Annotated in this window: 22 protein-coding genes and 1 pseudogene; 13 read left to right on the top strand and 10 right to left on the bottom strand. The window is 70.8% G+C overall.

From position 1 onward, the window contains the following. Positions 1 to 93 precede the first annotated feature (93 nt). Positions 94 to 1,401: an IS4 family transposase gene (locus IO39_RS01300; RefSeq protein ID WP_157547785.1), complete on the bottom strand. Its 1,308-nt coding sequence runs from the start codon at positions 1,399 to 1,401 to the stop codon at positions 94 to 96. A 941-nt stretch (positions 1,402 to 2,342) separates the two neighbouring features. Further along, positions 2,343 to 2,714, bottom strand: a complete 372-nt coding sequence (locus IO39_RS54045; protein ID WP_157547783.1) for a hypothetical protein — start codon at positions 2,712 to 2,714, stop codon at positions 2,343 to 2,345. Positions 2,715 to 2,912: 198 nt separating this feature from the next. Here IO39_RS54045 and IO39_RS01295 point away from each other — a divergent pair, with 198 nt between their 5' ends. Continuing rightward, positions 2,913 to 3,719: a UTRA domain-containing protein gene (locus IO39_RS01295; RefSeq protein ID WP_043614405.1), complete on the top strand. Its 807-nt coding sequence runs from the start codon at positions 2,913 to 2,915 to the stop codon at positions 3,717 to 3,719. A gap of 116 nt (positions 3,720 to 3,835) precedes the next feature. Here the strand turns inward: IO39_RS01295 and IO39_RS54040 are convergent, their stop codons facing one another. Then, complete coding sequence (locus IO39_RS54040) at positions 3,836 to 4,192, bottom strand: site-specific integrase (RefSeq protein WP_157547781.1); 357 nt, start codon at positions 4,190 to 4,192, stop codon at positions 3,836 to 3,838. Between the two features lie 56 nt (positions 4,193 to 4,248). On the opposite strand from IO39_RS54040, the gene IO39_RS58740 reads away from it, so the two are divergent. Then, on the top strand, positions 4,249 to 4,671 hold the full coding sequence (locus IO39_RS58740; RefSeq protein ID WP_043614401.1) for a histidine kinase: 423 nt from the start codon (positions 4,249 to 4,251) through the stop codon (positions 4,669 to 4,671). A gap of 14 nt (positions 4,672 to 4,685) precedes the next feature. Here the strand turns inward: IO39_RS58740 and IO39_RS01285 are convergent, their stop codons facing one another. Continuing rightward, positions 4,686 to 5,405 carry a LysR family substrate-binding domain-containing protein gene (locus tag IO39_RS01285; RefSeq protein WP_043614398.1) on the bottom strand — a complete coding sequence of 240 codons (720 nt, stop codon included), beginning with the start codon at positions 5,403 to 5,405 and terminating at the stop codon, positions 4,686 to 4,688. Between the two features lie 55 nt (positions 5,406 to 5,460). Between IO39_RS01285 and IO39_RS01280 the strand changes: the two genes are divergently transcribed. Next, entirely contained in the window at positions 5,461 to 5,841 is a 381-nt protein-coding gene (locus tag IO39_RS01280) for a DUF5997 family protein (RefSeq protein WP_043614395.1), read from the top strand. Positions 5,842 to 5,962: 121 nt separating this feature from the next. On the opposite strand, the gene IO39_RS01275 is transcribed toward IO39_RS01280, so the two are convergent. Continuing rightward, positions 5,963 to 6,223, bottom strand: a complete 261-nt coding sequence (locus IO39_RS01275) for a hypothetical protein (protein ID WP_043614392.1) — start codon at positions 6,221 to 6,223, stop codon at positions 5,963 to 5,965. 324 nt (positions 6,224 to 6,547) lie between these two features. Here IO39_RS01275 and IO39_RS54035 point away from each other — a divergent pair. Then, positions 6,548 to 6,907, top strand: a pseudogene (locus tag IO39_RS54035) (prolipoprotein diacylglyceryl transferase family protein); the annotation flags it as partial. Positions 6,908 to 6,927: 20 nt separating this feature from the next. Here IO39_RS54035 and IO39_RS54030 read toward each other — a convergent pair. Further along, positions 6,928 to 7,710, bottom strand: coding sequence for a hypothetical protein (locus IO39_RS54030; RefSeq protein WP_043614388.1), 783 nt, complete (start codon positions 7,708 to 7,710; stop codon positions 6,928 to 6,930). Further along, complete coding sequence (locus IO39_RS01265) at positions 7,707 to 9,176, bottom strand: WD40 repeat domain-containing protein (RefSeq protein WP_157547779.1); 1,470 nt, start codon at positions 9,174 to 9,176, stop codon at positions 7,707 to 7,709. Before IO39_RS01265 ends, IO39_RS54030 begins: the two co-directional genes overlap by 4 nt. A 232-nt stretch (positions 9,177 to 9,408) precedes the next feature. Here IO39_RS01265 and IO39_RS01260 point away from each other — a divergent pair, with 232 nt between their 5' ends. Then, positions 9,409 to 10,155: a DUF7873 family protein gene (locus IO39_RS01260; protein WP_043614808.1), complete on the top strand. Its 747-nt coding sequence runs from the start codon at positions 9,409 to 9,411 to the stop codon at positions 10,153 to 10,155. Between the two features lie 420 nt (positions 10,156 to 10,575). On the opposite strand, the gene IO39_RS01255 is transcribed toward IO39_RS01260, so the two are convergent. Continuing rightward, positions 10,576 to 11,553: an aldo/keto reductase gene (locus tag IO39_RS01255; protein ID WP_043614382.1), complete on the bottom strand. Its 978-nt coding sequence runs from the start codon at positions 11,551 to 11,553 to the stop codon at positions 10,576 to 10,578. 146 nt (positions 11,554 to 11,699) lie between these two features. Between IO39_RS01255 and IO39_RS01250 the strand changes: the two genes are divergently transcribed. After that, positions 11,700 to 12,176, top strand: coding sequence for a GNAT family N-acetyltransferase (locus IO39_RS01250; protein WP_084772054.1), 477 nt, complete (start codon positions 11,700 to 11,702; stop codon positions 12,174 to 12,176). Between the two features lie 72 nt (positions 12,177 to 12,248). Here the strand turns inward: IO39_RS01250 and IO39_RS01245 are convergent, their stop codons facing one another. Further along, positions 12,249 to 12,539, bottom strand: a complete 291-nt coding sequence (locus tag IO39_RS01245) for a hypothetical protein (RefSeq protein WP_043614379.1) — start codon at positions 12,537 to 12,539, stop codon at positions 12,249 to 12,251. A 201-nt stretch (positions 12,540 to 12,740) separates the two neighbouring features. Here IO39_RS01245 and IO39_RS01240 point away from each other — a divergent pair, with 201 nt between their 5' ends. The 6 genes from IO39_RS01240 (at position 12,741) to IO39_RS01215 (ending at position 21,149) form a co-directional block, all read left to right on the top strand. After that, complete coding sequence (locus IO39_RS01240) at positions 12,741 to 14,054, top strand: MFS transporter (RefSeq protein ID WP_043614375.1); 1,314 nt, start codon at positions 12,741 to 12,743, stop codon at positions 14,052 to 14,054. After that, complete coding sequence (locus IO39_RS01235) at positions 14,041 to 16,071, top strand: molybdopterin oxidoreductase family protein (protein WP_043614372.1); 2,031 nt, start codon at positions 14,041 to 14,043, stop codon at positions 16,069 to 16,071. The genes IO39_RS01240 and IO39_RS01235 overlap by 14 nt, the downstream gene beginning before the upstream one ends. Continuing rightward, positions 16,068 to 17,462 carry an FAD-dependent oxidoreductase gene (locus tag IO39_RS01230; RefSeq protein WP_043614369.1) on the top strand — a complete coding sequence of 465 codons (1,395 nt, stop codon included), beginning with the start codon at positions 16,068 to 16,070 and terminating at the stop codon, positions 17,460 to 17,462. Before IO39_RS01235 ends, IO39_RS01230 begins: the two co-directional genes overlap by 4 nt. Continuing rightward, complete coding sequence (gene nirB / locus IO39_RS01225) at positions 17,459 to 19,885, top strand: nitrite reductase large subunit NirB (RefSeq protein ID WP_043614366.1); 2,427 nt, start codon at positions 17,459 to 17,461, stop codon at positions 19,883 to 19,885. The genes IO39_RS01230 and nirB overlap by 4 nt, the downstream gene beginning before the upstream one ends. Then, positions 19,882 to 20,292 carry a nitrite reductase small subunit NirD gene (gene nirD / locus IO39_RS01220; RefSeq protein WP_063765193.1) on the top strand — a complete coding sequence of 137 codons (411 nt, stop codon included), beginning with the start codon at positions 19,882 to 19,884 and terminating at the stop codon, positions 20,290 to 20,292. The genes nirB and nirD overlap by 4 nt, the downstream gene beginning before the upstream one ends. Before the next feature lie 302 nt (positions 20,293 to 20,594). Then, positions 20,595 to 21,149 carry a YybH family protein gene (locus IO39_RS01215; RefSeq protein ID WP_084772052.1) on the top strand — a complete coding sequence of 185 codons (555 nt, stop codon included), beginning with the start codon at positions 20,595 to 20,597 and terminating at the stop codon, positions 21,147 to 21,149. Positions 21,150 to 21,287: 138 nt separating this feature from the next. Here the strand turns inward: IO39_RS01215 and IO39_RS01210 are convergent, their stop codons facing one another. Next, entirely contained in the window at positions 21,288 to 21,533 is a 246-nt protein-coding gene (locus tag IO39_RS01210) for a hypothetical protein (RefSeq protein WP_043614360.1), read from the bottom strand. Positions 21,534 to 21,675: 142 nt separating this feature from the next. Here IO39_RS01210 and IO39_RS01205 point away from each other — a divergent pair, with 142 nt between their 5' ends. Next, positions 21,676 to 22,494, top strand: coding sequence for a hypothetical protein (locus IO39_RS01205; protein ID WP_157547777.1), 819 nt, complete (start codon positions 21,676 to 21,678; stop codon positions 22,492 to 22,494). The last annotated feature ends 18 nt before the right edge of the window (positions 22,495 to 22,512 follow it).

Here is a 22,512-nt window from a genome sequence, read left to right as displayed (position 1 = left end):
ATCACGCTCAAAACACCGCATGCCATCGGCGCTGTAGCACCGCCAGCGCGCTTCTAGATCCAACGTCGTTCAGTTAAGGCTGGGACGGCGGTGTCAAGGGCTGGCCGGGATCATGGTGATGCTGATCGTGGCTTTGTAGGTGGTCCGGTCGATGGTGGGTCCGCGGGCGTTGTATTTGGAGATCGCGCGTTTGACGATGCGGTCTTTGGTGCGGATTCGCCTGGCGGGCAGGAGGTGGGCCAGGACGTGGTGGCCGATGCTGCCGATCAGGTCGATGTCGGTGCCGGTGATGACGCCTGCGGCCAGGATGAGCTGGTCGCGGGCGGCGGCCAGGGCGGTGGTGAAGCCGGCCCGGTCGGGGTCGGTGCCCGGGATGCTGTCGGTGGCGTCGGTCATCGCGGTGCGCAGCACCTGGTAGACGGTCAGCAGGGCCCAGACCTCCTGCTCGATACCGGCAGGAGTGTGCGCCCGCAGGACGTGCCCGCTCAAGATGGTGGACTTCAGCTCGGCGTAGGTGGTCTCGATCTCCCAGCGCTCGTGGTAGAGCCGGATGAGGTCGGCCGCCGGGCAGGCCGAGGCGTCGGTGAGCGTGGTCAGCAGCCGGTAGTGGCCGGTTCTGCGGCCTGCCGCGGTGCGGATGGTGATCTCGGCGTCGATGACGCGGACGGTCAGCGCGCCGAGCCGGGCCAGGAACGAGCCGTCCCGGCAGCGGCCCACGGCGGGCAGGTTGCGGCCGGACTTACAGCGCACCAGCACATCGGCGCCGGTGCCGGCCATCTGGTTGAGCAGATCGGCGGCGGCGAAGTTCCGGTCGCCCAGCAGCAGCATCCCGGTCCGCAGGTGCGCCGCCAGGCGGCGGGCGTGGTCGAGCTCGCCGATGGCGGCCGGCCCGAACACGGCGGCGATCACCGACCGGGTCCCGCAGGCCACCAGCGCGGTCAGCCGCAGTTGCGGGTATCCCGAGATCCCGTTGGCGAGCCGCTGCCGGGCGAAGACCGCAAGATTGGCCGGACAGTCCGGGACCGGCAGCAGGGTGCCGTCGACGGCGACCACGCGCAGGCCTCGCCACCATCCGGCGGCGGCAGTTGTCACTGCAGGGCCGCTGATCAGGTCGAACAGCGCTTTCATCGGGGCCGGCCCCAGTCGCTGGCGGGCCTGGCGAAGAGCACTGCCGCTGGGCCGTACCGGTGCCAGGCCCGCCAGTCCGGCGCACAACCGGTCGAACACCTGCCGGTAGCCCAGATCGGTGAACAACGCCGCGGCCAGGAGCAGGTAGACCGTGACCCGCGCCGGCACCAGCCGGACCCTGCGCTCCAGCGCACGCGTCTGCGCCAGTACCTCATCGACCATCTCGAACGGGATGATCCGGGTCAGTTCGCCCAGGTGGCCCGGCGCGAACACCCCAGCGGCTACCCCGGCCCTTCGTTCTATGGCAACCTGTTCCAACAGCGGAGCTCCTGTGGTGAGGATGTCTTGGAGTGACAGACCTCTTCTACAGCAGCTCCGCTGCTTTGTTCATCGGTCTTGACGAACAGCCCTCTCCCTTAACTGAACGGCGTTGCTTCTAGATCTCGCTTGCTGCAGTCCCCGCCCGACCGCTTGGCGTCTGCATGAGCGCTGGCCGCTCCAGTTACGAGAGATGAGACGATTCTTCAAGCTTCACGCCTCCGGCGGGAGCACTCCGGCACCGAGGTGGGGATCACCTCGCACACCATCGACTCAGGCAAGCCCAGCAGGCCGGCTCCTCCGCATCAAGCCCGGCTCTGACCGCAGGACAACGCATGATCGAGGAACGGCGACCGGCGAACGTACACGCGAAGCCGGACTTGACACTCCGGACCCGGCCCGCTGCCGCTACGCGGTGAGTCGACGGCGTACGAAGTGGTACATCGCCTGTCAGGAACTGGCCCGTTCCAGTACGAGCCGGGCACAGACTGGGCAAGCCTGTTTGGCCGTGGGTGCGAAGGAGATGAACCAGCCGCAGATGGGCAGTGGGTACACCGGCTCTCCGCACAAGCTGTTCTTGGTGTCCGCTGGAACGGCATGCTGTATCGCCTCGCGGCCTGGGCCGGACAGGCCGACGCGATAGTCGGCGTTCGGTTCGCTCTCTCTCAAGGAGATGAGCAGGTCGTCCCAGTGGACGGGCCACCGTCGTACTCCGTACGGGAGGTCAGCCCAATCACCATCGAGCTCTACCAGTGCCAGCGTGCCGCTCCGCAGGACATTCGCCACCGTTCCGGTCTGTCCTATCAGCAACCCGCCGACAGCCCGGGTACGGGCGGGACTGTGCAGCATGTCTACGATCTTGACCCGGTATCCCAGCTTCTCGTGAGGCTCCTCCATCAGGTGCCCGCTTCTTCTGCCGCTCCCGGAGAAGGAAGGTCGCGGATCGTCCCTGAGACGGGATGCTTACTTCGGAGATCTGCGTAGCGGAAGGCGATCCGTCGTGCGGCCCGTGATGGCTCGCCGGCCGGGTGGCGAGCGTACAGCACACGCTTGCCCCGGTCGTCCCAGCCCGCTCGCCACCAGTACCACTCGCCATCGCACCAGACCACCAGCCCCACCCAGACGGATACCAGGGCGAGGTCGTAGCCGATGTGAGTGTCCGCCTGGATGCCTTGCTCGTCTTGGAGGATCTCCCGCAGGAGTTCTGCGGAGGATCCGGCTTGCGATTCCTTGCCGTTCTTGGGCACGGCGATAACCTGGTCGTGCATCGTTGACGCCCCAAAGCTCTCGATGCTTCAGTCCCCCGTCTGCGGGTGGTGTTGCAGCACCATTCGTCCCGTAGGCGGGGGTCTACTGTAGGACCCCGCTTTAGGGGGGCTAAAGTCGAGCGTAGAGCCCGGGTCGGACCCCTGCAATAGGGGGCCTAAAGTGCCCCGAATGTCGGTCGCTGAGGAGGCGGCACACGGATGGACTTGAAGACGCTGAGAGAAGTCGCGCAGGTCAGTGATCCCGTGGAACGAGCCCGCATCCTCAGCCGACTCATGACCGAGGAACAGGGGCTGGTGACCGAGGCGGCCAAGATGCGGCGGCAGGCCATCGCCGAGGCGCGGGAGTCCGGAATGAGCTTGGAGGAGATCGCCGGGCGGCTGGGCGTCTCACCGGGGCGCATCTCGCAGATGCGCAAGGGACCTGCGGCCCGCGCACCGGAAGGGCCCGCCTCGTCAGCCCCGCGGGTGCTGGTGCAGCGCGCATTGCCCACTGAGCCCGCCGTCCGGGGCTCGAAGTCCCTGTTCCTGGCAGAAGCGGAACGGCAGGGGCTCAAGGCGGATCGCCGGATGCTGTACGTGGGGCTGGAGCCTGCCAGCGAGCATGTGGCGGCGTGCCTGCGTGTCGAGTCCGGTACCGAGATCGTGGCCCGGCGCAAGATGATGACCGCGAACGACGTACCGGTACGCATCGCGACGAGCTTCTTCCGCGCGGACCTGTTCGGCGACACCAGAATTGCCGAGCCGGAGTTCGTGAAGCCGTCGCTCCAGTCCGCGTTGACCGCCCTGGGCTACGCGTTCGGTCACGCCGAGGAGAACCTGACCGCCCGGCCGCCGACAGCCTTCGAGCGTGAAACGTTGGAGCTGGAGTCCGGAGAATGGATCGTGCAGGTGTTGCGCGCCAGCTACTCCACAGAGGACACGCCTGTGCACGTTCTTGAGACGATCTGCGCCGCGAACCGGCACATCTTCCCCATCGGCCAGGTCTCCGGATACGACGAATTCTGAGTGACCAACTGAGTGACAATCGCGCCGGACAGCCCTGGACTGTCAGGGATCAGCGAGGACTATAACGCCAGGCAGGGGCGGGAATCGGGCCTGATCCCGCCCCTTTGGGAAGCGCCTTACAAGCGAGGGGTCACTGGTTCGAACCCAGTGCCGCCCACCAGCAGAAAGAGCCCCGTCTCCCACCTGCGGAAAACGGGGCTCTTGCCATCAACGTGCATTGGCCGATGTGGGCGATCTTGATTAGAACTTGTGGGACTCGCGCCGGAGCTGGCAGCGATCGTGTCGCAGGTGCGTCGGAGATCGTGGAAGTGCAGGCCGGGAAAGCCGATCTTCTCGCTGCTTACATCCCCTTCGGCCGCGTGTCGGAAATTGCTGCGGCGAAGGATGCTGCCGCGTACGCCGGTGAAGATCAGCTCGTCGGGTGCTGGCTTGGCGAACTGGTCGAGGTGTTCGCGGAGAGCCGGGATGGTCACTTCCGGGATGGCGACCTGACGGACGTTGCCCCTTCGGTAATGCGCCGGCGGCCCTGGTGGGGGCCGGCCTGCTGTGCCTGTTCGGCGCGCCGTGGGTGGTCCGCGGGATGGCCGCGTGGGACGCCGCGATCGCCCGGCGCCTGCTGGCCCCCTCGCACGTCGACCGCCTGGCACGCCGGGTCGAGATGCTCTCCGAGAACCAGCTCCGCCTCATCGACGCCGCGGACGCCGAGCGCCACCGGATCGAGCGCGATCTGCACGACGAGACCCAGCAACGGCTGACAGTGATGATGGAGATGAGCGCCTCCCCCCGGGGTTTGACCCAACCGCTGACAGTGGTGATGGTGACCCACGACCCGGTCGCCGCCTCCTACGCCGACTCGGTGGTGTTCCTGACCGACGGGCAGGTGGTGGACACCCTGCACCGCCCCACCGCCGGGCGGATCGCCGCGCACATGACCGCCCTGGAACGCCGATGAGCGCTCCCGCCGGCTCAGCGGGGGCGGCGGCCCTTCCGCCTGGCCGGCGCGGCCCGGCGGGTCGAGGTGTTACGGGCGGGTTTGCGGGCCTGCGGGGCCGGTTTCTGCGGAGGGGCGGGGGTACGGCCGCGTGAGCTGTTCACCGTCCGGCCCCGGACGATGCCGATGAAGTCCTCCACCAGGTCGGTGGTCGCGTCCGTGGGCCAGGCCAGCGCGACCTGGGACTGCGGGGCGTCCGTCACCGGCCGGTAGGTGAGATCCCTGCGGTGGTGGAGGCGGGCCAGCGACTGCGGGGTCAGCAGCAGCCCGGCGCCGGAGGCCACCAGCTCGATCGCGCTCGCCGTCGTGTCGGGGCGGGTGAAGGCCGGCTGCCCGGGCCTGGCCGCCGGCCATTCGATGACGTCGTCCAGGGGATGGAGGACGTCATCGTCGGCGAGGTCGGCGACGGTCACTTCCTCGACGGCGGTCGCGGCGTGGTCCTTGGGCACCACGACCACCGTGGTCTCCACGTAGAGGGGGATCACGCTGAGCCCGTCGCGGTCGACCGGGAGGCGGACGAAGGCGGCGTCGGCGCCGCCGTCGCGCAGCAGGGCCACCGCCTCGGCGGCGGGGACCGTGACCAGGGCGATGGGCACGTCGGGCATCCTCTCGGTCCAGACGTTGACCCACTTGGCGGGGGTCACCCCGGGCACGTATGCCAGCCGGAACACTTTGCCGGGCTCTCCCTCAGTCACGTGCCCAGGGTACCGATGTCCGGGGAACCCGTTCCGACTGACTACGCTTGGTGCCATGACCTCGTCCAAACCGAAGAGCACCCAGACGATGAAGCCCGAGACCGCGGCCAAGAAGCTGGGTGTCCTCCTCTCGGCCACGCCCGCCGAGTTCCAGGCGGGTGTCGTCTCCAGGGACGAGCTCAACGCGTTGCAGGCCAAGCCGCCCGCCTGGCTCTCCGACCTGCGCCGCAACGGCCCGCACCCCAAGCAGGTCGTCGCCGCGAAGCTCGGGGTCTCCATCTCCGGCCTGGCCAGAGCCGGCATCACCGAGCCGCTCACCACCGCCGAGATCGACGCGTTGAAGGCGGAGAATCCGGAGTGGCTGGAGCGCGAGCGGTCGATCCAGGCCGACAACCGCAAGGAAGCGCTCCGGCTGAAGCAGCAACAGCAGCAGTAGCCGGCCCCGATCCCTGGGCGGGCGCCGGCCGGCAGGATGGTCCCCGCCGGCCGGCCGGATGGTTTCCGCCGCACGGGCCGCCCTCGTCACGAGGGCGGGGTCGTGCGGAGCCGGGCCGGTGCTAGGGCTTGAGCGTGCCGCGGTAGCCGACCGGGCCCTCGCCCTTGAACTGCGCCGAGCCGCTGAACAGGTTGCCGTCCTCGAAGAACGTGATCGAGCCGTTGCCCTGCGGGCTCGACCAGGTCACCTGGGTCCCGGTGCCGGGCATGCCGGTGTTCGGTACGACGCCGGCGCGGTTGTTGATGACGATCGTCAGGTCCGTGTCGTCGTGCCACTCGGCATTGGGCCCGCCCCACTGGATCTGCGTCTTGTACGTTGCCATGCGCGATTCCCTCCCTCGCCCTTGAAGGTGTTGGACCTCTGCCGAATATGGGACACCGCCGGTAGCGGGTCAATCGCGTGGCGTGGCATGGGGCCGTTTGGCGCCGGACCCTAACGGGGCGGCCCGGCCGCCGCGCGGGCGCTGAGCCGGACGTTCGCGGGCGCGCCTGGCCGATTGTGGCCACCTGGGGGCAAGTCCCAAAAGGACGGTCTGAAGGCGCCCTCCCGTGCAGGCCGCTCCCCGAGCGTGACGCCCGGCGGGGGCGGGGAGATTGCCGCGACGCGGGGCGGCCGCGGAAGGGATGCGTGGGCTACTGTCCCCAGCATGGACCTTGCGGCGATCCCCAGCCCCGCTGAAGGTGTCTGGCATCTTGGCTTCATCCCCATCCGCGCCTACGCGTTGTGCCAGATCCTCGCGATCGTCGTCGGCGCCTGGCTGAGCGAGCGGCGCTGGCGTGCCCGGGGCGGCGAGAAGGGCGTCATCTACGACATCGCGGTCCCGGCGGTGATCTTCGGGCTGATCGGCGGCCGCCTCTACCACGTCATCGTGGACTGGCAGACGTACTTCGGCCCGCGCGCGGTCAAGGAGCCCTACCAGGCGCTGTTCATCTGGGAGGGCGGGCTCGGCATCTGGGGCGCGGTCGCCCTGGGCGGCGTCGGCGTGTGGCTGGCCTGCCGCCGCCGGGGGCTGTCCCTCGGCGGTGCTTATCTGAGCTGTTCGGCGGTGGCGCGTACGCCGTCGCGCAGGGCGCGGACCTCCGGGGGCGCCGCGTCCGCCCCGGCGATGAAGCCGGTGAGCCCGCGCTCCAGCTCCCGCAGGCACGCCGGGTCGGGGAAGTCGCTGAGCGGCAGGGTGTCGAGGTCGAGCGGGTACATCTGCTTGACCGCCGGGTCCGACAGGGCCGTCACGGTGCCCATGCTCCGGTAGTCGGCTCCGTCGTGCAGGAACACCTCGAGCTCGTACACGCCTCTCGTCGCGACGCGCGAGCCCAGGGTGATCGCCATGCCCTCCGCCTGCCGGGGCTCCAGCTTGTAGAGGATGGGGGTCTGCGTGCTCTTGCCGTGCGCGGGCAGGTCGACGTCGTAGCCCTCGGTGATCTCGACCGGGCCGCCCACGCCGTGGACGCAGGGGGTGAGCTCGACGAAGCGTTTGGTGCGCACCTTGATCTCGCGGAAGACCTTGAGGTCGTCGGTGTTGTTGGCCAGGTAGAGGGACAGGACCGTGGCCTCCTCCTTGGAGGGGGAGCTCTTCCCCGCGTTCTTGTCCCGCTTGACGGTCTCGATCGTCCGGCTCTGCCCGGCCGACAGCTTGAGCACGCTGAACTCGCCCTGGCCGGCGTACCCCTGGTAGAGGGTCCAGGCCGCCACGGCCAGGCCCGCCACGGCCACCCAGCCGAGCACCCGCCTGCTCGGGCCGTCCTCGCGCAGCCGCTGCCGCCAGGACCGGGTGCGGGCCCACCGGGCGCGGAGGGGGTGTCGGGCGTTCAATCGTGGCCTCCCGCGGAGCGTCGCTTCATGATCTCTACGCAGGCGGGGGCGTAGGGCAGTTCGGGGATGGACCTGCGCCACTCCTGCCGGCTGAGGATGAGCGGGGTGCCGGAGCACAGCTGGTGCAGCTCGTTGTCGATCGCCTCCTTGCCGCCGGTCAGCCGGGGGCCCTTCAGCAGGTCCCACAGCGTGACCGAGCCGTCCGTGAGCGCGACGGCGACCGGCACGCGCACGGGCGGCGCGTTCTCGCCGGCGATGCCGTAGTGCGGGGGGTTGGTCGCCAGGGCGGTCAGCCGGGCGCGCCCGCCGGCGTCGAGGCGGTGGGTGAGGAGGCGGGAGAGCTTCGAGGTGCGCTCGGGATAGGCCGATCTGATCCGCCAGACCGTCACCTCGCGTTTCGCCGGGTCGGCGGCGACGAGCAGGCCCGCCATGCCGCCCATGACGGACGGGAAGGCCATGGGACGGCGCAGGGGCTGGAAGGCCGGCCCGGGCTCGTCGTGGAAGACGAGCCTGCCGAGCCAGGCCAGCCACGAGGCGCCGCCCGAGGAGACGACGGCGTCCTCGTCGCCGTACGAGTGGCCGCCCAGGGCGGGGGAGCCGCCCCGGGGCCCGGGAACCCGTGTCATGCCGAGCCGGCGGCCCTTCTCCAGGTCCCAGGCCTCCAGGGCGCCGCGGGCGGACAGCGAGGCCAGCACCGTGCTGACGTCTCTCCCGTAGAACCAGGTCAGGGAGGCGGCGCCGCCGTCGGGACGGAACGTGTGCCGGCGCTGCCACGGCTGCGTGTCCCACACCTGCACGGTGCCCGCGCCGGCGGCGAAGGCCAGCAGCTCCTTCGGGCCGGGCACGAAGACGAGCCCGGACGCGTGGCCGGGGACGCCGGTGAACGCGCCCGCGGGCCGCCCGGTGCCCAGGTCCCACGCCCGCACCTCGCCGCCGGCGCCCCTGGCCGCGGCGAAGCCGGCGCCGTGGCTGACGGCGGCCTCGGTCACCGCGCCCCGCACCTGCGCCGTCAGCCGGGCGCGGCCGGTGTAGGTGTCCCAGACGGTGACCTTCCCGGTGTCGTCGCCGGTGACGAGGAAGCGCCCGTCGCCGCCGAAGCCCAGGGCGCGCACGGGCGCGGGGCCGGTCGCGAAGCGGGTGACCGGGTGCGGGCCGCGCAGCCGGTCGAGGGCGGCGGTCACCTTCGGCGTGGGCGACAGCGCGGCGGCCTCCAGCGCCAGCGCGGCGGCCTCCAGAGCCAGCGCCACGGACAGGCGCGGGTCGGCGCCGGCCAGTCTCAGGGACTCGCCCGCGAGCCGATCGGCCACGTCGCGGCGGACGGCGTCGGTCACCGGGGCACGATCGTCCGCCGATTTCCCGTCCTGACCGTCGTGCGGTGCGCAGGCCACGCCGGCCAGGGCGAGGGTGAGGAGACCCGCGGGCACCAGCCACCGCCCGGGCGTAATGCGGCGGGACGGAGTTTCCACCCGGAAATGGTAACCGCGCAGCATAGAGGCCCGCAGAGTTTGTGCGTCATTCGGGAAAGCGGGGTCGCCCGGTCATGCAAAATGCGGGCGAAGAATCATTATTCAGATGGATTATTGCCGTGATTTGGTGAAATGTCGCAAAGGTGTGGCGAGACGCGGCATACGCCCCCAGAGGGGTGCAGGTCCGAAAAATCAGGTGTGCGGATACCCCGATGGGCCTATGGTCGGGTTCGTGACCAAGCTCAACCAGATCCTCGCAGTCGAGAAGGGTGTGAAGTCGGACGTCCAGCGCAAGGTGACGGACGCCTACCACCAGATCCAGAAGGCGCCCCTGCTGTCGGGCCTGTCCCGCACCTACCAGCCGATCGACGACGAGGGCGAGCAGTTGCCGCCCGAGTCGACGCGCGTCCAGGTGCAGGTGGACGAGGTGCTCAAGGGGGTCGGGGCCGCGCTGACGCGGCTGTTCGACGTGACCGCCACCAAAGACTGGGCCAACTGCGAGGCCAGGGCGAGCGTGAAGATCGACGGCGTGGCGCTCATCGAGGACGTGCCGGTAACCTACCTGCTCTTCCTGGAGAAGCAGCTCGCCGACGTCCACACCCTCGTGTCCAAGCTGCCCACGCTCGACCCGGCCGAGACCTGGTCGCGCGACGAGGCCACCGACACCTGGCGGACCGATCCGGTGAAGACCACGCGCACCAAGAAGGTGCCGCGCAACCACGTGCTGGCGGCGGCCACCGACAAGCACCCGGCGCAGGTGCAGGTCTACAACGAGGACGTCGTCGTCGGTTACTGGACGAAGGTGTCCTTCTCCGGCGCGCTGCCGCAGCGGCGGGTCAACGAGCTGCTGGCGCGCGTGGAGAAGCTGCGGGACGCGGTGAAGTACGCGCGGGAGGAGGCGAACGGCACCCAGATCGTCGAGCGCAAGGTCGGCGAGAAGGTGTTCGCCTACCTGTTCGGGCAGAGCGGACGCGAATGAACCCAAGGACCCCCTCGCCTTGAGGCGAGGGTGCGCTGAGAGCGCAAGCTGAGGCTGAGGCCTGAGGCTGACATGACGGTGTGCAGGTGGAGGTTCGAATCCTCTCCGGGGCATTCGCGCCCCGGTGGCCCAATCGGCAGAGGCGGCCGTCTGAGATTCAGATTCTCGCTCCAGATTCAGCATTGATCGTCGAGTGCCGGACCGATCGGAAAGGGGCTGTGAGACGTTGGGGTGCCGGTTCGAATCCGGCCCGCCGCTCTTCTCATGCGGCGGTGGCTCAACGGCAGAGCACACGTCATCAAGGTGACCCGTTTCCTTAAACGCCGCCGGCGCTCAGATATGGCGGTCGTCGTTCAGGCCCCCCGGCTTGGGTAGACCGGGGGGCCGCCGCGTTTCCGCGCCCGGGCAAATCCGCCGCGGTCACCAGCGGTGGTGCACCTGCGGGCGGATGAGGTCGTCGTAGACGTCGCGCACCGCCGCCAGCGTGGCGGCGTCGAGCGGCGGCACGCCGGCGGCCGCCGCGTTGCCCGTGGCCTGGGCCGGGTTGCGGGCGCCGGGGATCACCACCGAGACGCCCTCCTGGTCGAGCACCCAGCGCAGCGCGAACTGGGCCATCGTGACGCCCTCGGGCACCAGCGGCGCCAGGCGGCGCACGGCCTCCAGGCCGGTGCCGAAGTCGACGCCCGAGAAGGTCTCCCCGACGTCGAACGCCTCCCCATGCCGGTTGTAGGCGCGGTGGTCGTCGGGGGAGAACGTCGTGTGCTCGTCGTACTTGCCCGACAGCAGGCCGCTGGCCAGCGGGACCCGGGCGATGATGCCGACCCCGGCCGCGCGGGCGGCGGGCAGGACCCGCTCCAGCGGCTTGAGCCGGAACGCGTTGAGGATGATCTGCACGGTCGCCACCCCCGGCCGGGCGATGGCGGTCAGCGCCTCCTCGCACGTCTCGACGCTGACGCCGTACGCCGCGATCTTCTTCTCCGACACCAGCGTGTCGAGCGCGTCGTAGACGGCGTCGGTCGAGTAGACGGGCGTCGGCGGGCAGTGCAGCTGGACCAGGTCGATGGTGTCCACGCCGAGGTTCCTGCGCGAACGCTCGTTCCAGGTGCGGAAGTTGGCCATCACGTAGTTGGCCGGGACCTGCTCCATCCGGCGGCCCATCTTGGTGGCCACGGTGAGCCCGGGGCGGTCCTTGGCGAAGCGGCCGACGATCTGCTCGCTGCGCCCGTCGCCGTACACGTCGGCGGTGTCGATGAAGGTGACGCCCGAGTCGACGGCCGCCCGCAGCGTGGCGACGGCGTCGTCCTCCGTCACCTGGCCCCAGTCGGCGCCGAGCTGCCAGGCGCCGAGCCCGATCACCCCGACCTGGCGTCCGGTACGCCCCAACGCGCGCTGTTCCATGGGTGTCACCTTTCTCCACGAGTGCCTCAGCGGCACCAGTCTCCCGGATGCCGGAAGGCGCCCGGCGCAACAGGTTCCCCAGCGTCCCCCTCAGCGCCGGCGGCCGCCCGTATGAGCGAGGGCGCGCCACCCGTACCCTGGATCCCATGATTCGTCCTGCAACGCCCGCTGACGTGCCCGAGATCGTCAGCATGATCCGAGAGCTCGCCACCTACGAGAAGGCCGCCCACGAGGTGCGCGTGACCGAGGAGCAGCTGCGCGAGACCCTGTTCGGCGACAACCCGGCCGCCTTCGTGCACATGGCCGAGCAGGACGGCGAGGTGGTGGGCTTCACGCTGTGGTTCCTGACCTACTCCACCTGGCGCGGCGTGCACGGCATCTACATGGAGGACCTGTACGTCCGCCCGCAGCACCGGGGCGGCGGCCACGGCGTCGCGTTGATGCGCAAGCTGGCCGAGATCTGCGCCGAGCGCGGCTACCAGCGGCTGGAGTGGGCGGTCCTCACCTGGAACCAGCCGTCCATCGACTTCTACGAGAAGCTCGGCGCGGTCAACCAGGACGACTGGTATCGCTACCGGCTGACCGACGAGCCCCTGCGCCGCCTCGCCGAGCGGCGCGACTGAGACCCCCGACGGAATCCTCCACGCATGCCACGCAGGTCACGCTCCGTGACGTGACCTGCGTGACATCTGCGGTCAGACGCCCGCGTGCGACCGGGAGCGCGTGCTCTCCGACTGGTCGAACATGCTCGTGCCCGGCTCTTCGATCTCGCGGTGGGTCTCCTCCATGCGAAGCGCGATGCCCATCGCGAAGAACGTGGGCGCCCACTCCCCGACGAAGATGCCCCACCGGTCGGCCCGGTCCAGCCCGGCCGACTCGGCCTTCTTCGACAGCATCCAGCTCGCGAAGGCCAGGCCGATCGAGGCGAGGCCGGCGGTGTACATGTGGCCCGACTTCACGCCCATCTGGTGCAGCTTTTTGATCATGATTCCCCCCTTGTCTGGAGCTGTTACCCCAGGAAGAACCTGATAACCGATCATTACCGGCATGTTTCCGGCGTGACGCTTGTGCGGGTCTTGTTACCGAGGTGAATCACCCGTAACGAACGCACCGCCACGGACGGTCATCGTGCGTAACGAGCCCTTCCTACCTTGGAGATCCCCGGACGCCGAGCGTAGGAGAGGTCGATGGCGCGCTGGATCGCCGAGTGGCACCCCGATGACCCCACCTTCTGGGAGAGGTCAGGCAAGCGGGTGGCACGGCGCAACCTGATCTTCTCGATCGTCGCCGAGCACCTCGGCTTCACGGTGTGGACCTTGTGGAGCATCGTCGCCACCCGCATGGGCTCGTACGAGTTCTCCACCGACCAGCTCTTCTGGCTGGTCGCCCTGCCGAACCTGATCGGCTCCGTGTTGCGGGTGCCCTACACGTTCGGCCCTGCCAGGTTCGGCGGCCGCAACTTCACCGTGGTCAGCGCGTTCCTGCTGCTCATCCCCGCCGTGTTGCTGGGCGTGGCGGTGAACGACCCGGACACCCCCTACTGGCTCTTCCTGGTGATCGCGGCGCTGGCCGGCTTCGGCGGCGGGAACTTCGCCTCCAGCATGGCCAACATCACCTACTTCTACCCGCGCGCCAAGCAGGGCGTCGCCCTGGGGCTCAACGCCGCCGGCGGCAACATCGGCGTCAGCTCCGTGCAGCTCGTCATGCCGCTGGTCATCGGCTCGCTCGGGCTGGCCGCCGCCGGCTGGTTCTGGATCCCGTTCATCGTCGTGGCCGCCGGCTGCGCCTGGTTCTTCATGGACAACCTGACCAGCGCCAAGGCGAACCCGCGCGCGCAGCTCGCGGTGGCGGGCAAGGCCCAGACCTGGATCATGTCCTTCCTCTACATCGGCACCTTCGGCTCGTTCATCGGCTACTCCACCGCCTTCCCCCTGCTGAGCCAGAGCCTCTTCCCCGACGCCCCCTACGCCGCCGTCGCCTTCGCCGGGCCGCTCGTCGGCTCCCTGATCAGGCCCGTCGGCGGCTGGCTGGCCGACCGGCTCGGCGGCGCGCCCGTCACGCTGTGGAACTTCGCCGGCATGGGCGGCGGCGTGCTGCTGGTCTGGCTGGCCGGCGCCTCCGGCGACTTCTGGCTGTTCTTCCTCGCCTTCCAGCTGCTCTTCCTCACCGCCGGCATCGGCAACGGCTCCACCTACCGGATGATCCCGGCCATCTTCCAGGCCAAGGCCATCGCCGAGCGCGGCGACGAGAGCGAGGAGACCCTGCTGTACGGCAAGCGCCAGGCCTCCGCCGCCATCGGCATCATCTCGGCGGTCGGCGCGCTCGGCGGGTTCCTCATCAACCGGGCGTTCGGCATGGCCTTCGCCGCCGCCGGCACCCCCGCCCCGGCCTTCCTCGCCTTCGGGGTGTTCTACGTGTCCTGCTTCGCCCTGACCTGGTGGTGCTACACCAGGACGGTGGGCGTCAAGGTCGTCGGGAGCCTCGCCTATGCCCGGATCTGACGTGACGACGAAGACGCACTGCCCGTACTGCGCCCTGCAGTGCGGCATGGAGATCGGGCCCGAGCTGGCCATCAGCCCCAGGACCGACATCCCGGCCAACGCCTCGGGCGCGCTGTGCCAGAAGGGGTGGACCGCCGGTGAGCTGCTCACCAACGGCGAGCGGCTGACCGCCCCCCTCCTGCACGGCGAGCCCGTGGAGTGGGACGTCGCACTGGACTACGTGGCGTACCGGTTGTCCGCCATCCGCGCCGAGCACGGCCCCGACGCCGTGGCCGTGTTCGGCGGGGGTGGGCTGACCAACGAGAAGGCGTACACGCTGGGCAAGTTCGCCCGGGTCGCCCTCGGCACCAGCCAGATCGACTACAACGGCCGCTTCTGCATGTCCTCGGCCGCCGCCGCCTCCATCAGGGCGTTCGGCCTGGACCGGGGCATGCCCTTCCCCATCACCGACCTCGACGACGCCGGCGTCGTCATGATCGCCGGCGGCAACGTCGCCGAGACGATGCCGCCGTTCGTGCGCCATCTGGACGGGCCGCGCCTGATCGTCATCGACCCGCGCCGCACCCAGACCGCCAAGCTGGCCTGGCTGCACCTGCAGCCCACGCCCGGCACCGACCTGGCCCTCGCGCTCGGGCTGCTGCACCTGGCCATCGCCGACGGCCTGGTCGACGAGGAGTACGTCGCCGCCCGCACCACCGGCTTCGACGAGGTCCGCACCTCGTTGTCGGCCTGGTGGCCCGAGCGGGTCGAGCGCGTCACGGGGGTGCCCGTCCACCACATGCGGCAGGCCGTCAGGGCCATGGCCGCCGTGGAGCGGGCCTACATCCTGACCGGGCGCGGCGCCGAGCAGCACGCCAAGGGCACCGACACGGTCACCGCGTTCATCAACCTCGCCCTGGCGCTCGGGCTGCCCGGCAGGGAGGGCTCCGGGTACGGCTGCGTGACCGGGCAGGGCAACGGGCAGGGCGGCCGGGAGCACGGCCAGAAGGCCGACCAGCTCCCCGGCTACCGCAAGATCGACGACCCGGCCGCCCGCGAGCACGTGGCGCGCGTCTGGGGCATCCCCGCCGAGGACCTCCCGGGGCCGGGGCGGTCGGCGTACGAGCTGCTGGACGCCCTCGGCACCCCCGAAGGGCCGAAGGCGCTGCTGCTGTTCGGCTCCAACCCGGTCATCTCCGCCCCCGCCGCCGAGCACGTCGCCGGCCGGATCGGCGGCCTCGACCTGCTCGTGGTCTGCGACTTCGTGATGTCCGAGACCGCCGCCCTGGCCGACGTGGTCTTCCCCGTCACCCAGTGGGCCGAGGAGAGCGGCACCATGACGAACCTCGAAGGCCGCGTCCTGCTCCGCCGCCGCGCCGTCACGCCGCCCGAAGGCGTCAGGAGCGACCTCGACGTCCTGGCCGCCCTGGCCCGGCGCCTGGGTCACACCTTCGAGACCGAGCCCGCCAGGGTCTTCGACGAGCTGCGCCGCGCCAGCGCCGGCGGCCCCGCCGACTACTCCGGCATCACCTACGAGCGCATCGCGAACGAGACCGGCGTCTTCTGGCCCTGCCCTTCCCCCGAGCACCCGGGCACGCCCCGGCCGTTCCTCGACCGGTTCGCCCACCCCGACGGCCGCGCCAGGTTCGTCCCCGTCCAGCACCGGCCGGCCGCCGAGGAGGTGGACGAGGACTACCCCGTCTACCTGAGCACCGGCCGGGTGCTCGCCCACTACCAGAGCGGCGCCCAGACCCGCAGGATCGCGCCGCTCGTCCAGGCCGCCCCCGAGCCGTACGTCGAGCTGCACCCGGATCTGGCCGAGCAGCTCGACATCACCGCCGGGGACGTCGTGCGCGTCAGCAGCAGGAGAGGCGAGGCCAAGGCCGTCGCCAGGATCAGCGACGCCATCAGGCGCGACACCGTGTTCATGCCCTTCCACTGGGAGGGCGCCAACCGGCTCACCAACCCGGCACTCGACCCGACGTCGAGGATGCCGGAGTTCAAGGTCTGCGCTGTCAGGGTGGAGAGGGACTCATGAGGCTCGTCGTCGTGGGCAACGGGATGGCCGGGTCGCGGCTCGTGAGCGAGGTGCGCACCCGCGACCCGCACATGAAGATCACCGTTTTCGGCGCGGAGACGCGCCACCCCTACAACCGGGTGCTGCTGTCGAACGTGCTCGCCGGCAGCTCCCGCCCCGAACAGGTCCGGCTGCTCGACCCCACCTGGTACGACTCCCACCACGTGGAGGCCGCCTTCGGCGACGCGGTCGCGCACATCGACAGGGACACCCGGCACGTCGTCACCGAGAGCGGCCGGCGCGAGCCGTACGACCTGCTCGTGCTGGCCACCGGCAGCCACGCCATCGTGCCGCCGATCCCCGGCGTCGAGCGGGCCATCCCGTTCCGCACCCTCGACGACTGCGAGCGCATCCTCGCCCGCGCCGAGAGCGCCGGGCGGGCCGTGGTCGTCGGCGGCGGCCTGCTCGGCATCGAGGCCGCCCGCGGCCTGGCCGGGCGCGGCCTCCCGGTCACCCTGCTGCACCTGGCGGGCCACCTCATGGAGCGCCAGCTCGACGTCGAGGCCGGTCTCGTCCTGGGAGAGACGCTGGCCGGGCTCGGCGTCGACATCCGCACCGGCGTCTCCGCCTCCGGCGTCGAGGAGCACGGCGTCCGCCTCGACGACGGCGAGCTCGTCGAGGGCGACCTCGTCGTCCTGGCCTGCGGCGTGCGCCCCGTCACCGGCCTGGCCGCCGAGGCGGGCCTGGAGGTGCGGCGCGGCGTCGTCGTGGACGACGAGCTGCGCACCGACGACCCGTCCGTCTTCGCCATCGGCGAGTGCGCCGAGCACGACGGCACCGTCTACGGCCTGGTCGCGCCCGCCTGGGAGCAGGCCGCCGTGGCCGCCGACGTCATCACCGGCGGCAAGGCCCTCTACCGCGGCTCCCGCCTGGTCACCCGGCTCAAGGCCAAGAGCGTCGAGCTGGCCGCCATGGGCGAGACCCAGCTCGGCGAGGAGCACGCCGAGGTGGTCCGCTTCAGCCACCGGGCCCGCGGCACCTACCGCAAGCTCGTCATCCGGGACGGCCGCCTGGTGGGCGCGATCCTGCTGGGCGAGAGCGACGCCGTCGGCACGCTCACCCAGCTCTTCGACCGCGGCGGGCCGGTGCCCGGCGACCGCGCCGGGCTGCTCTTCCCCGGGCTCGCCTCGGCGCCCGTGGCCGACAGCCCGACGCTGATGCCCGACGCGGCCAAGGTCTGCCAGTGCAACAACGTGACCAAGGGCCAGATCAGGGCGTGCTGGGAGGCCGGGGCCAGGGACGTGGCCGCGGTGGCGAGCGCCACCAGGGCCACGACGGGATGCGGCACCTGCCGCGACGCCGTGGAAGGCATCGTCGGCTGGCTTTGTGAGCAGGAAGGGGTTTCGGTATGAACAGGATCGTCGTCGTGGGGTACGGCCCGACGGCTCACCGGCTCGTGGAGACCCTCACGGACAAGGGCTTCGGCGGCACCGTGACCGTGATCGGGGAGGAGCCGCGCCCGGCCTACGACCGGGTGCACCTGACCTCCTACCTGTCCGGCACCAGCGCCGAGGACCTCACCTACGAGGTGCCCGCCGGGATCGTCACCAGGCTGAACACCCGCGTCACCGGCATCGACCGGGAGACCAGGCAGGTCACGCTGGCCGACGGTGGCGCCGAGCCCTACGACGTGCTCGTGCTGGCCACCGGCTCCGCGCCGTTCGTGCCCCCGGTCCCGGGCGCCGAGCACGCCTTCGTCTACCGCACCATCGAGGACCTCGACGCGATCAGGACGGCCGCCAAGGACGCCGCCGAGGGAGTCGTGGTCGGCGGCGGCCTGCTCGGCCTGGAGGCCGCCGACGCGCTGCGCGCGCTGGGCCTCAAGACGCACATCGTCGAGATGAGCCCCTGGCTGATGCCGCGCCAGGTGGACGAGGGCGGCGGCTCGGTGCTGAAGTCGCACATCGAGGGGCTCGGGCTGGCCGTGCACGCCGGCGCCGGCGTGCAGGAGATCGTGCACGACGGCGAGCAGGTGACCGGGCTGCGCAAGCCGGACGGCGCCGTGCTGGACGCGCAGGTCGTCGTCTTCTCGGCCGGCATCAGGCCCCGCGACGAGCTGGCCAGGGCCGCCGGGCTGGAGGTGGGCCCCCGGGGCGGCATCGTGGTGGACGCCGGCATGCGCACCTCCGACCCCGCGATCTACGCCGTGGGCGAGTGCGCCCTGGCCGGCGGCATGGTCTACGGGCTCGTCGCGCCCTGCAACACGATGGCCGAGGTCGCCGCCGACCGGATCATGGGCGGCTCGGCGACGTTCGACGGAGCCGACCTGTCCACCAAGCTCAAGCTGCTGGGCGTGGAGGTGGCGCAGTTCGGGGCGATGGAGGGGGCGCTGGACGTCACCTACATGGACCCGGTGGGCGGCGTCTACAAGAAGCTGTTCATCAGCGACGACGCGCGGACGCTGCTCGGGGGCATCTGCGTGGGCGACGCCTCGCCGTACACGCAGCTGCGGCCGTTCGTGGGCAAGGAGCTGCCGGCCTCGCCGTCGGACCTGCTGTTCAGCGGGGCCGGCGCGAACCTCGACCTGCCCGACGAGGCGCAGGTCTGCTCCTGCAACAACGTGTGCGCGGGCGACGTCCGCACCGCCATCGCCGACAAGGGCGTCACCGACGTGCCGGGGCTCAAGTCGTGCACGCGGGCCGGCACGACCTGCGGGAGCTGCGTGCCGCTGCTCAAGCAGCTGCTGGAGAAGTCGGGCGTCGAGGTCAGCAAGGCGTTGTGCGAGCACTTCACGTACTCGCGGGCCGAGCTGTTCGACATCGTACGGGTGCGCGGCATCACGACGTTCTCCGAGCTCATCACCCGGCACGGGACGGGCCGGGGCTGCGACATCTGCAAGCCGGCCGTGGCCTCGATCCTGGCCTCGCTGCACAACGGGCACGTGCTGGAGGGCGAGCGGGCCACCCTCCAGGACACCAACGACAAGTTCCTGGCCAACATGCAGAAGAACGGCACGTACTCGGTCGTCCCGCGCATCCCCGGCGGCGAGATCACGCCGGACAAGCTGATCGTGATCGGCGAGGTGGCCCGCGACTTCGGCCTCTACACGAAGATCACCGGTGGGCAGCGCATCGACCTGTTCGGGGCCACCGTCGACCAGCTTCCGGAGATCTGGCGGCGGCTGGTGGACGCCGGGTTCGAGTCGGGTCACGCGTACGGCAAGGCCCTGCGCACGGTCAAGTCCTGCGTCGGCTCCACCTGGTGCCGCTACGGCGTGCAGGACTCCGTCGGCATGGCCATCGCGCTGGAGCTGCGCTACCGCGGCCTGCGCTCGCCGCACAAGCTCAAGTCGGCCGTCTCCGGCTGCGCCCGCGAGTGCGCGGAGGCCCGGTCGAAGGACTTCGGCATCATCGCCACCGAGCAGGGCTGGAACCTGTACGTCGGCGGCAACGGCGGCTTCAAGCCCCGTCACGCCGACCTGCTGGCCACCGACCTGAGCTCGGAGGAGCTGATCAGGACCATCGACAGGTTCCTGATGTTCTACATCCGCACGGCCGACCGGCTCCAGCGCACCGCCGCCTGGCTCGAGTCGCTGGACGGCGGGCTCGACTACCTCCGCGAGGTGATCATGGAAGATTCCCTGGGCATCTGCGCCGACCTGGACGCGCAGATGGAGCACCACATCGCCACGTACGCCGACGAATGGGCCGCCACCCTGGACGACCCGGAGAAGCTGAGCAGGTTCGTCAGCTTCGTCAACGCCCCCGGCACGCCCGACCCGTCGATCGTGTTCGCCAGCGAGCGCGGCCAGATCAAGCCGGTGATGGCCCGATGAGCTGGACCCCGATCTGCCCCGTCGGCGCGCTGCGCCCCGAGAGCGGCGTCTGCGCCCTGGTGGACGGCGTCCAGGTGGCCGTCTTCCTGACCTACGACGGCGACCTGTACGCGCTGTCCAACCTCGACCCCTACACCGGGGCGTACGTGCTCTCGCGCGGCATCGTCGGCACCCGGCAGGGCGAGCCGACCGTGGCCTCGCCGCTGCACAAGCAGGTGTACTCGCTGGTGACCGGGCGCTGCTTCGACGACGAGGAGCTGTCGGTGCCCGTCTACCCGGTACGGGTGGGCGACGGCGGATACGTGGAGGTCAGCCTCGAACGGGGGATCGCGGACGGCGGCCACCTGAAGACCGGCCTGGCTCACGCCTCGGGGGCCGCCGCGCTCACCGCTTCGGCGGGCGGGTAGACGTGCGCGCCCCGGTGGGCCGCCGGAAGCACACAGCGCCGCCCGGACCGGACGCTGTCGCAGCGTTCGGCGTCCTCGCGCTGCGGAAGGGGTTCGGGGTTCGCCTGGGTTCGCGGCACTGAAGGGACGCTATCGGCGCGCCCGGGCGCGCTGGTCTCAGGGCGGCAACGATCGCGGCTCTGACCGGTCTCTCCAATGCGCGTGAAGCGAGATCGTGAGCTGTGCACGGAGCAGGTAAAGGGGTCGTGCGGAGTGCCTAAACCCCGCATTCGCCGCCGACCGGCGCGGGCATCAAAGCGGCCATGAGCAAGATTTCTCAGTGCAGGGCACTCCTGCTGGCCGCGATCGTGCCCGCCCTCCTGGTCGCGGGCTGTTCCTCGGGGAACAACACGCAGGCGATGAAGGGGGCGGCGAGCCCCGGCACGCCCACGGACATGGACTCGATGTCGCCGGGGGACACCGACTCCTCTCCCACCGACACGGGCTCGCCGACCGACACCGCGGGCGGCGGGGAGGCGCAGGCCGCCGTCCAGGGCTTCTTCGACGCGCTCAAGTCCGGGAACGTGGACCAGGTCGTCAACTCCTTCTCCGACGACGCGGTGGCCGCGGTGAACGGGCAGCCCACGGCGGAGGGCGCCCAGGCCATCCGCGCCCTGTTCCAGAAGCAGCTCCAGGGCGCCAACGGCATGAAGCAGGCCGAGCACACCGTCGAGGAGACCCGCAACGCCGGCAGCGACGACGCCATCGTCCGCGCCACGAGCAAGCAGGGCGACAACAACCTGCGGGAGCTGTTCGTGCTCACGCGCGAGGGCGAGGACTGGAAGATCTCGCAGTTCATGAACAACAGGGCTTCCTGAGCCGATCTGAGGTCTTCCGAGGGGCGGGGCGGCGGCGGCCGGGGGACCGGCCGCCGCCCGGAGCCGGGATATGGCGGGCAGGACGCGAAAAGCGGGGCCAGAAGAATGGCCGCCGCATATCCCGGGCATTCACCGTGGCTAATTCTGGGCGGTGTCGCCGGGGATGCGGGGGCGGATGCGGCGCTGGTCCACGAGCGCGAGATAGACGGCGAACGCGCCGCGCGCCCACATCTCGGCCTGCTGCGCGGTCAGCCTGATCTCCTCGCCCTCATGGGAGACGACCAGATAGCCGCCCAGCGGCGCCCGGCGCCACGCGATCAGGACGTTCTCGTAAACGAGCACGTCGAGCATCGCGGTGAGATATTCACGTCCGGCGGCGGACACGGCGCAAGCCTCCTCGCTCCTCGCCGGATTCTCGCCCTTGCCTCTTCTATTGTGCTCGCCCTTTCAGGAAATGTCGCATTTCTGACTGCGGGTGGGAGAACCCCGGCCGGGTCTCCGGTGTATCTACACCGGAGGTGGTCACATGAGGAAGATCATGGTCCTGCTGGTGGCCGGTGCGCTGGCGCTCGTGGCCGCGCCGGCCGCGTCCGCCGGGTCCGCCGTGACGGGCGGGGCTGGCGGGTCCGTTGCCGGGGCCGGGAACTGGGCGGTCACGTACCTGGACCCGGTGCCGTCCCGGTTCGCCGCCGGGGAGTCGTACGCGCTGGGGTTCTGGGTGCTGCAGCACGGCAGCCATCCCTTCAGCGGGAAGATGGAGCCGGTCGGGCTGCGGTTCACGCGGGGTGACGGCCGGAGCGTGACGTTCGACGGCACGGCGCTGCCCGAGGCCGCGCACTACGCGACGTCCGTGGTCCTGTCCGAGGGCGTGTGGCGGGTGCAGGGCGTCCAGGGGCCCTTCGAGCCGTACGAGGTGGGGCTGCTCACCGTGCCCGGCGCGCTGCGGATCAATCCCGTGCCGCCGGACCTGGTGATGTCGCTCGCCCCCGGCGCCGAGGACCACTGGGGCGAGGTGCGGCCGCCCGGGTTCGGGCCGGGAGAGAAGCCGGGGCAGCAGGCCGGGGATCAGGTCGGCAGGCAGCCCGGGGATCAGGCCGGCCGGCAGTCAGGGGAGCGGGCGGTGGCGGGGGCCGGGGCGACGCCGGGGGCCTCGCAGGGGCCGGCCGTGGCTCCGGCGGCGGCCGGACGGGCGCGGGACGGTGGCGGCGTGCCCGCGTACGCGCTGGTCATCGCCGCCGCCGGCGGTGCGCTGCTGGCGGCGGTGGCGCTGCGGCTGACGGCACGGGGACGGCGGCGGGAGGAGGAGTCCGACCCGTCGGCGGACACCATCGTCATTTCCGGGTAGCGCGGGTAGCGGACCGCC

Source organism: Nonomuraea candida (assembly GCF_000725485.1).
In the GTDB taxonomy this organism is placed as follows: domain Bacteria; phylum Actinomycetota; class Actinomycetes; order Streptosporangiales; family Streptosporangiaceae; genus Nonomuraea; species Nonomuraea candida.
This window is presented reverse-complemented; position numbering and strand designations above follow the sequence as displayed.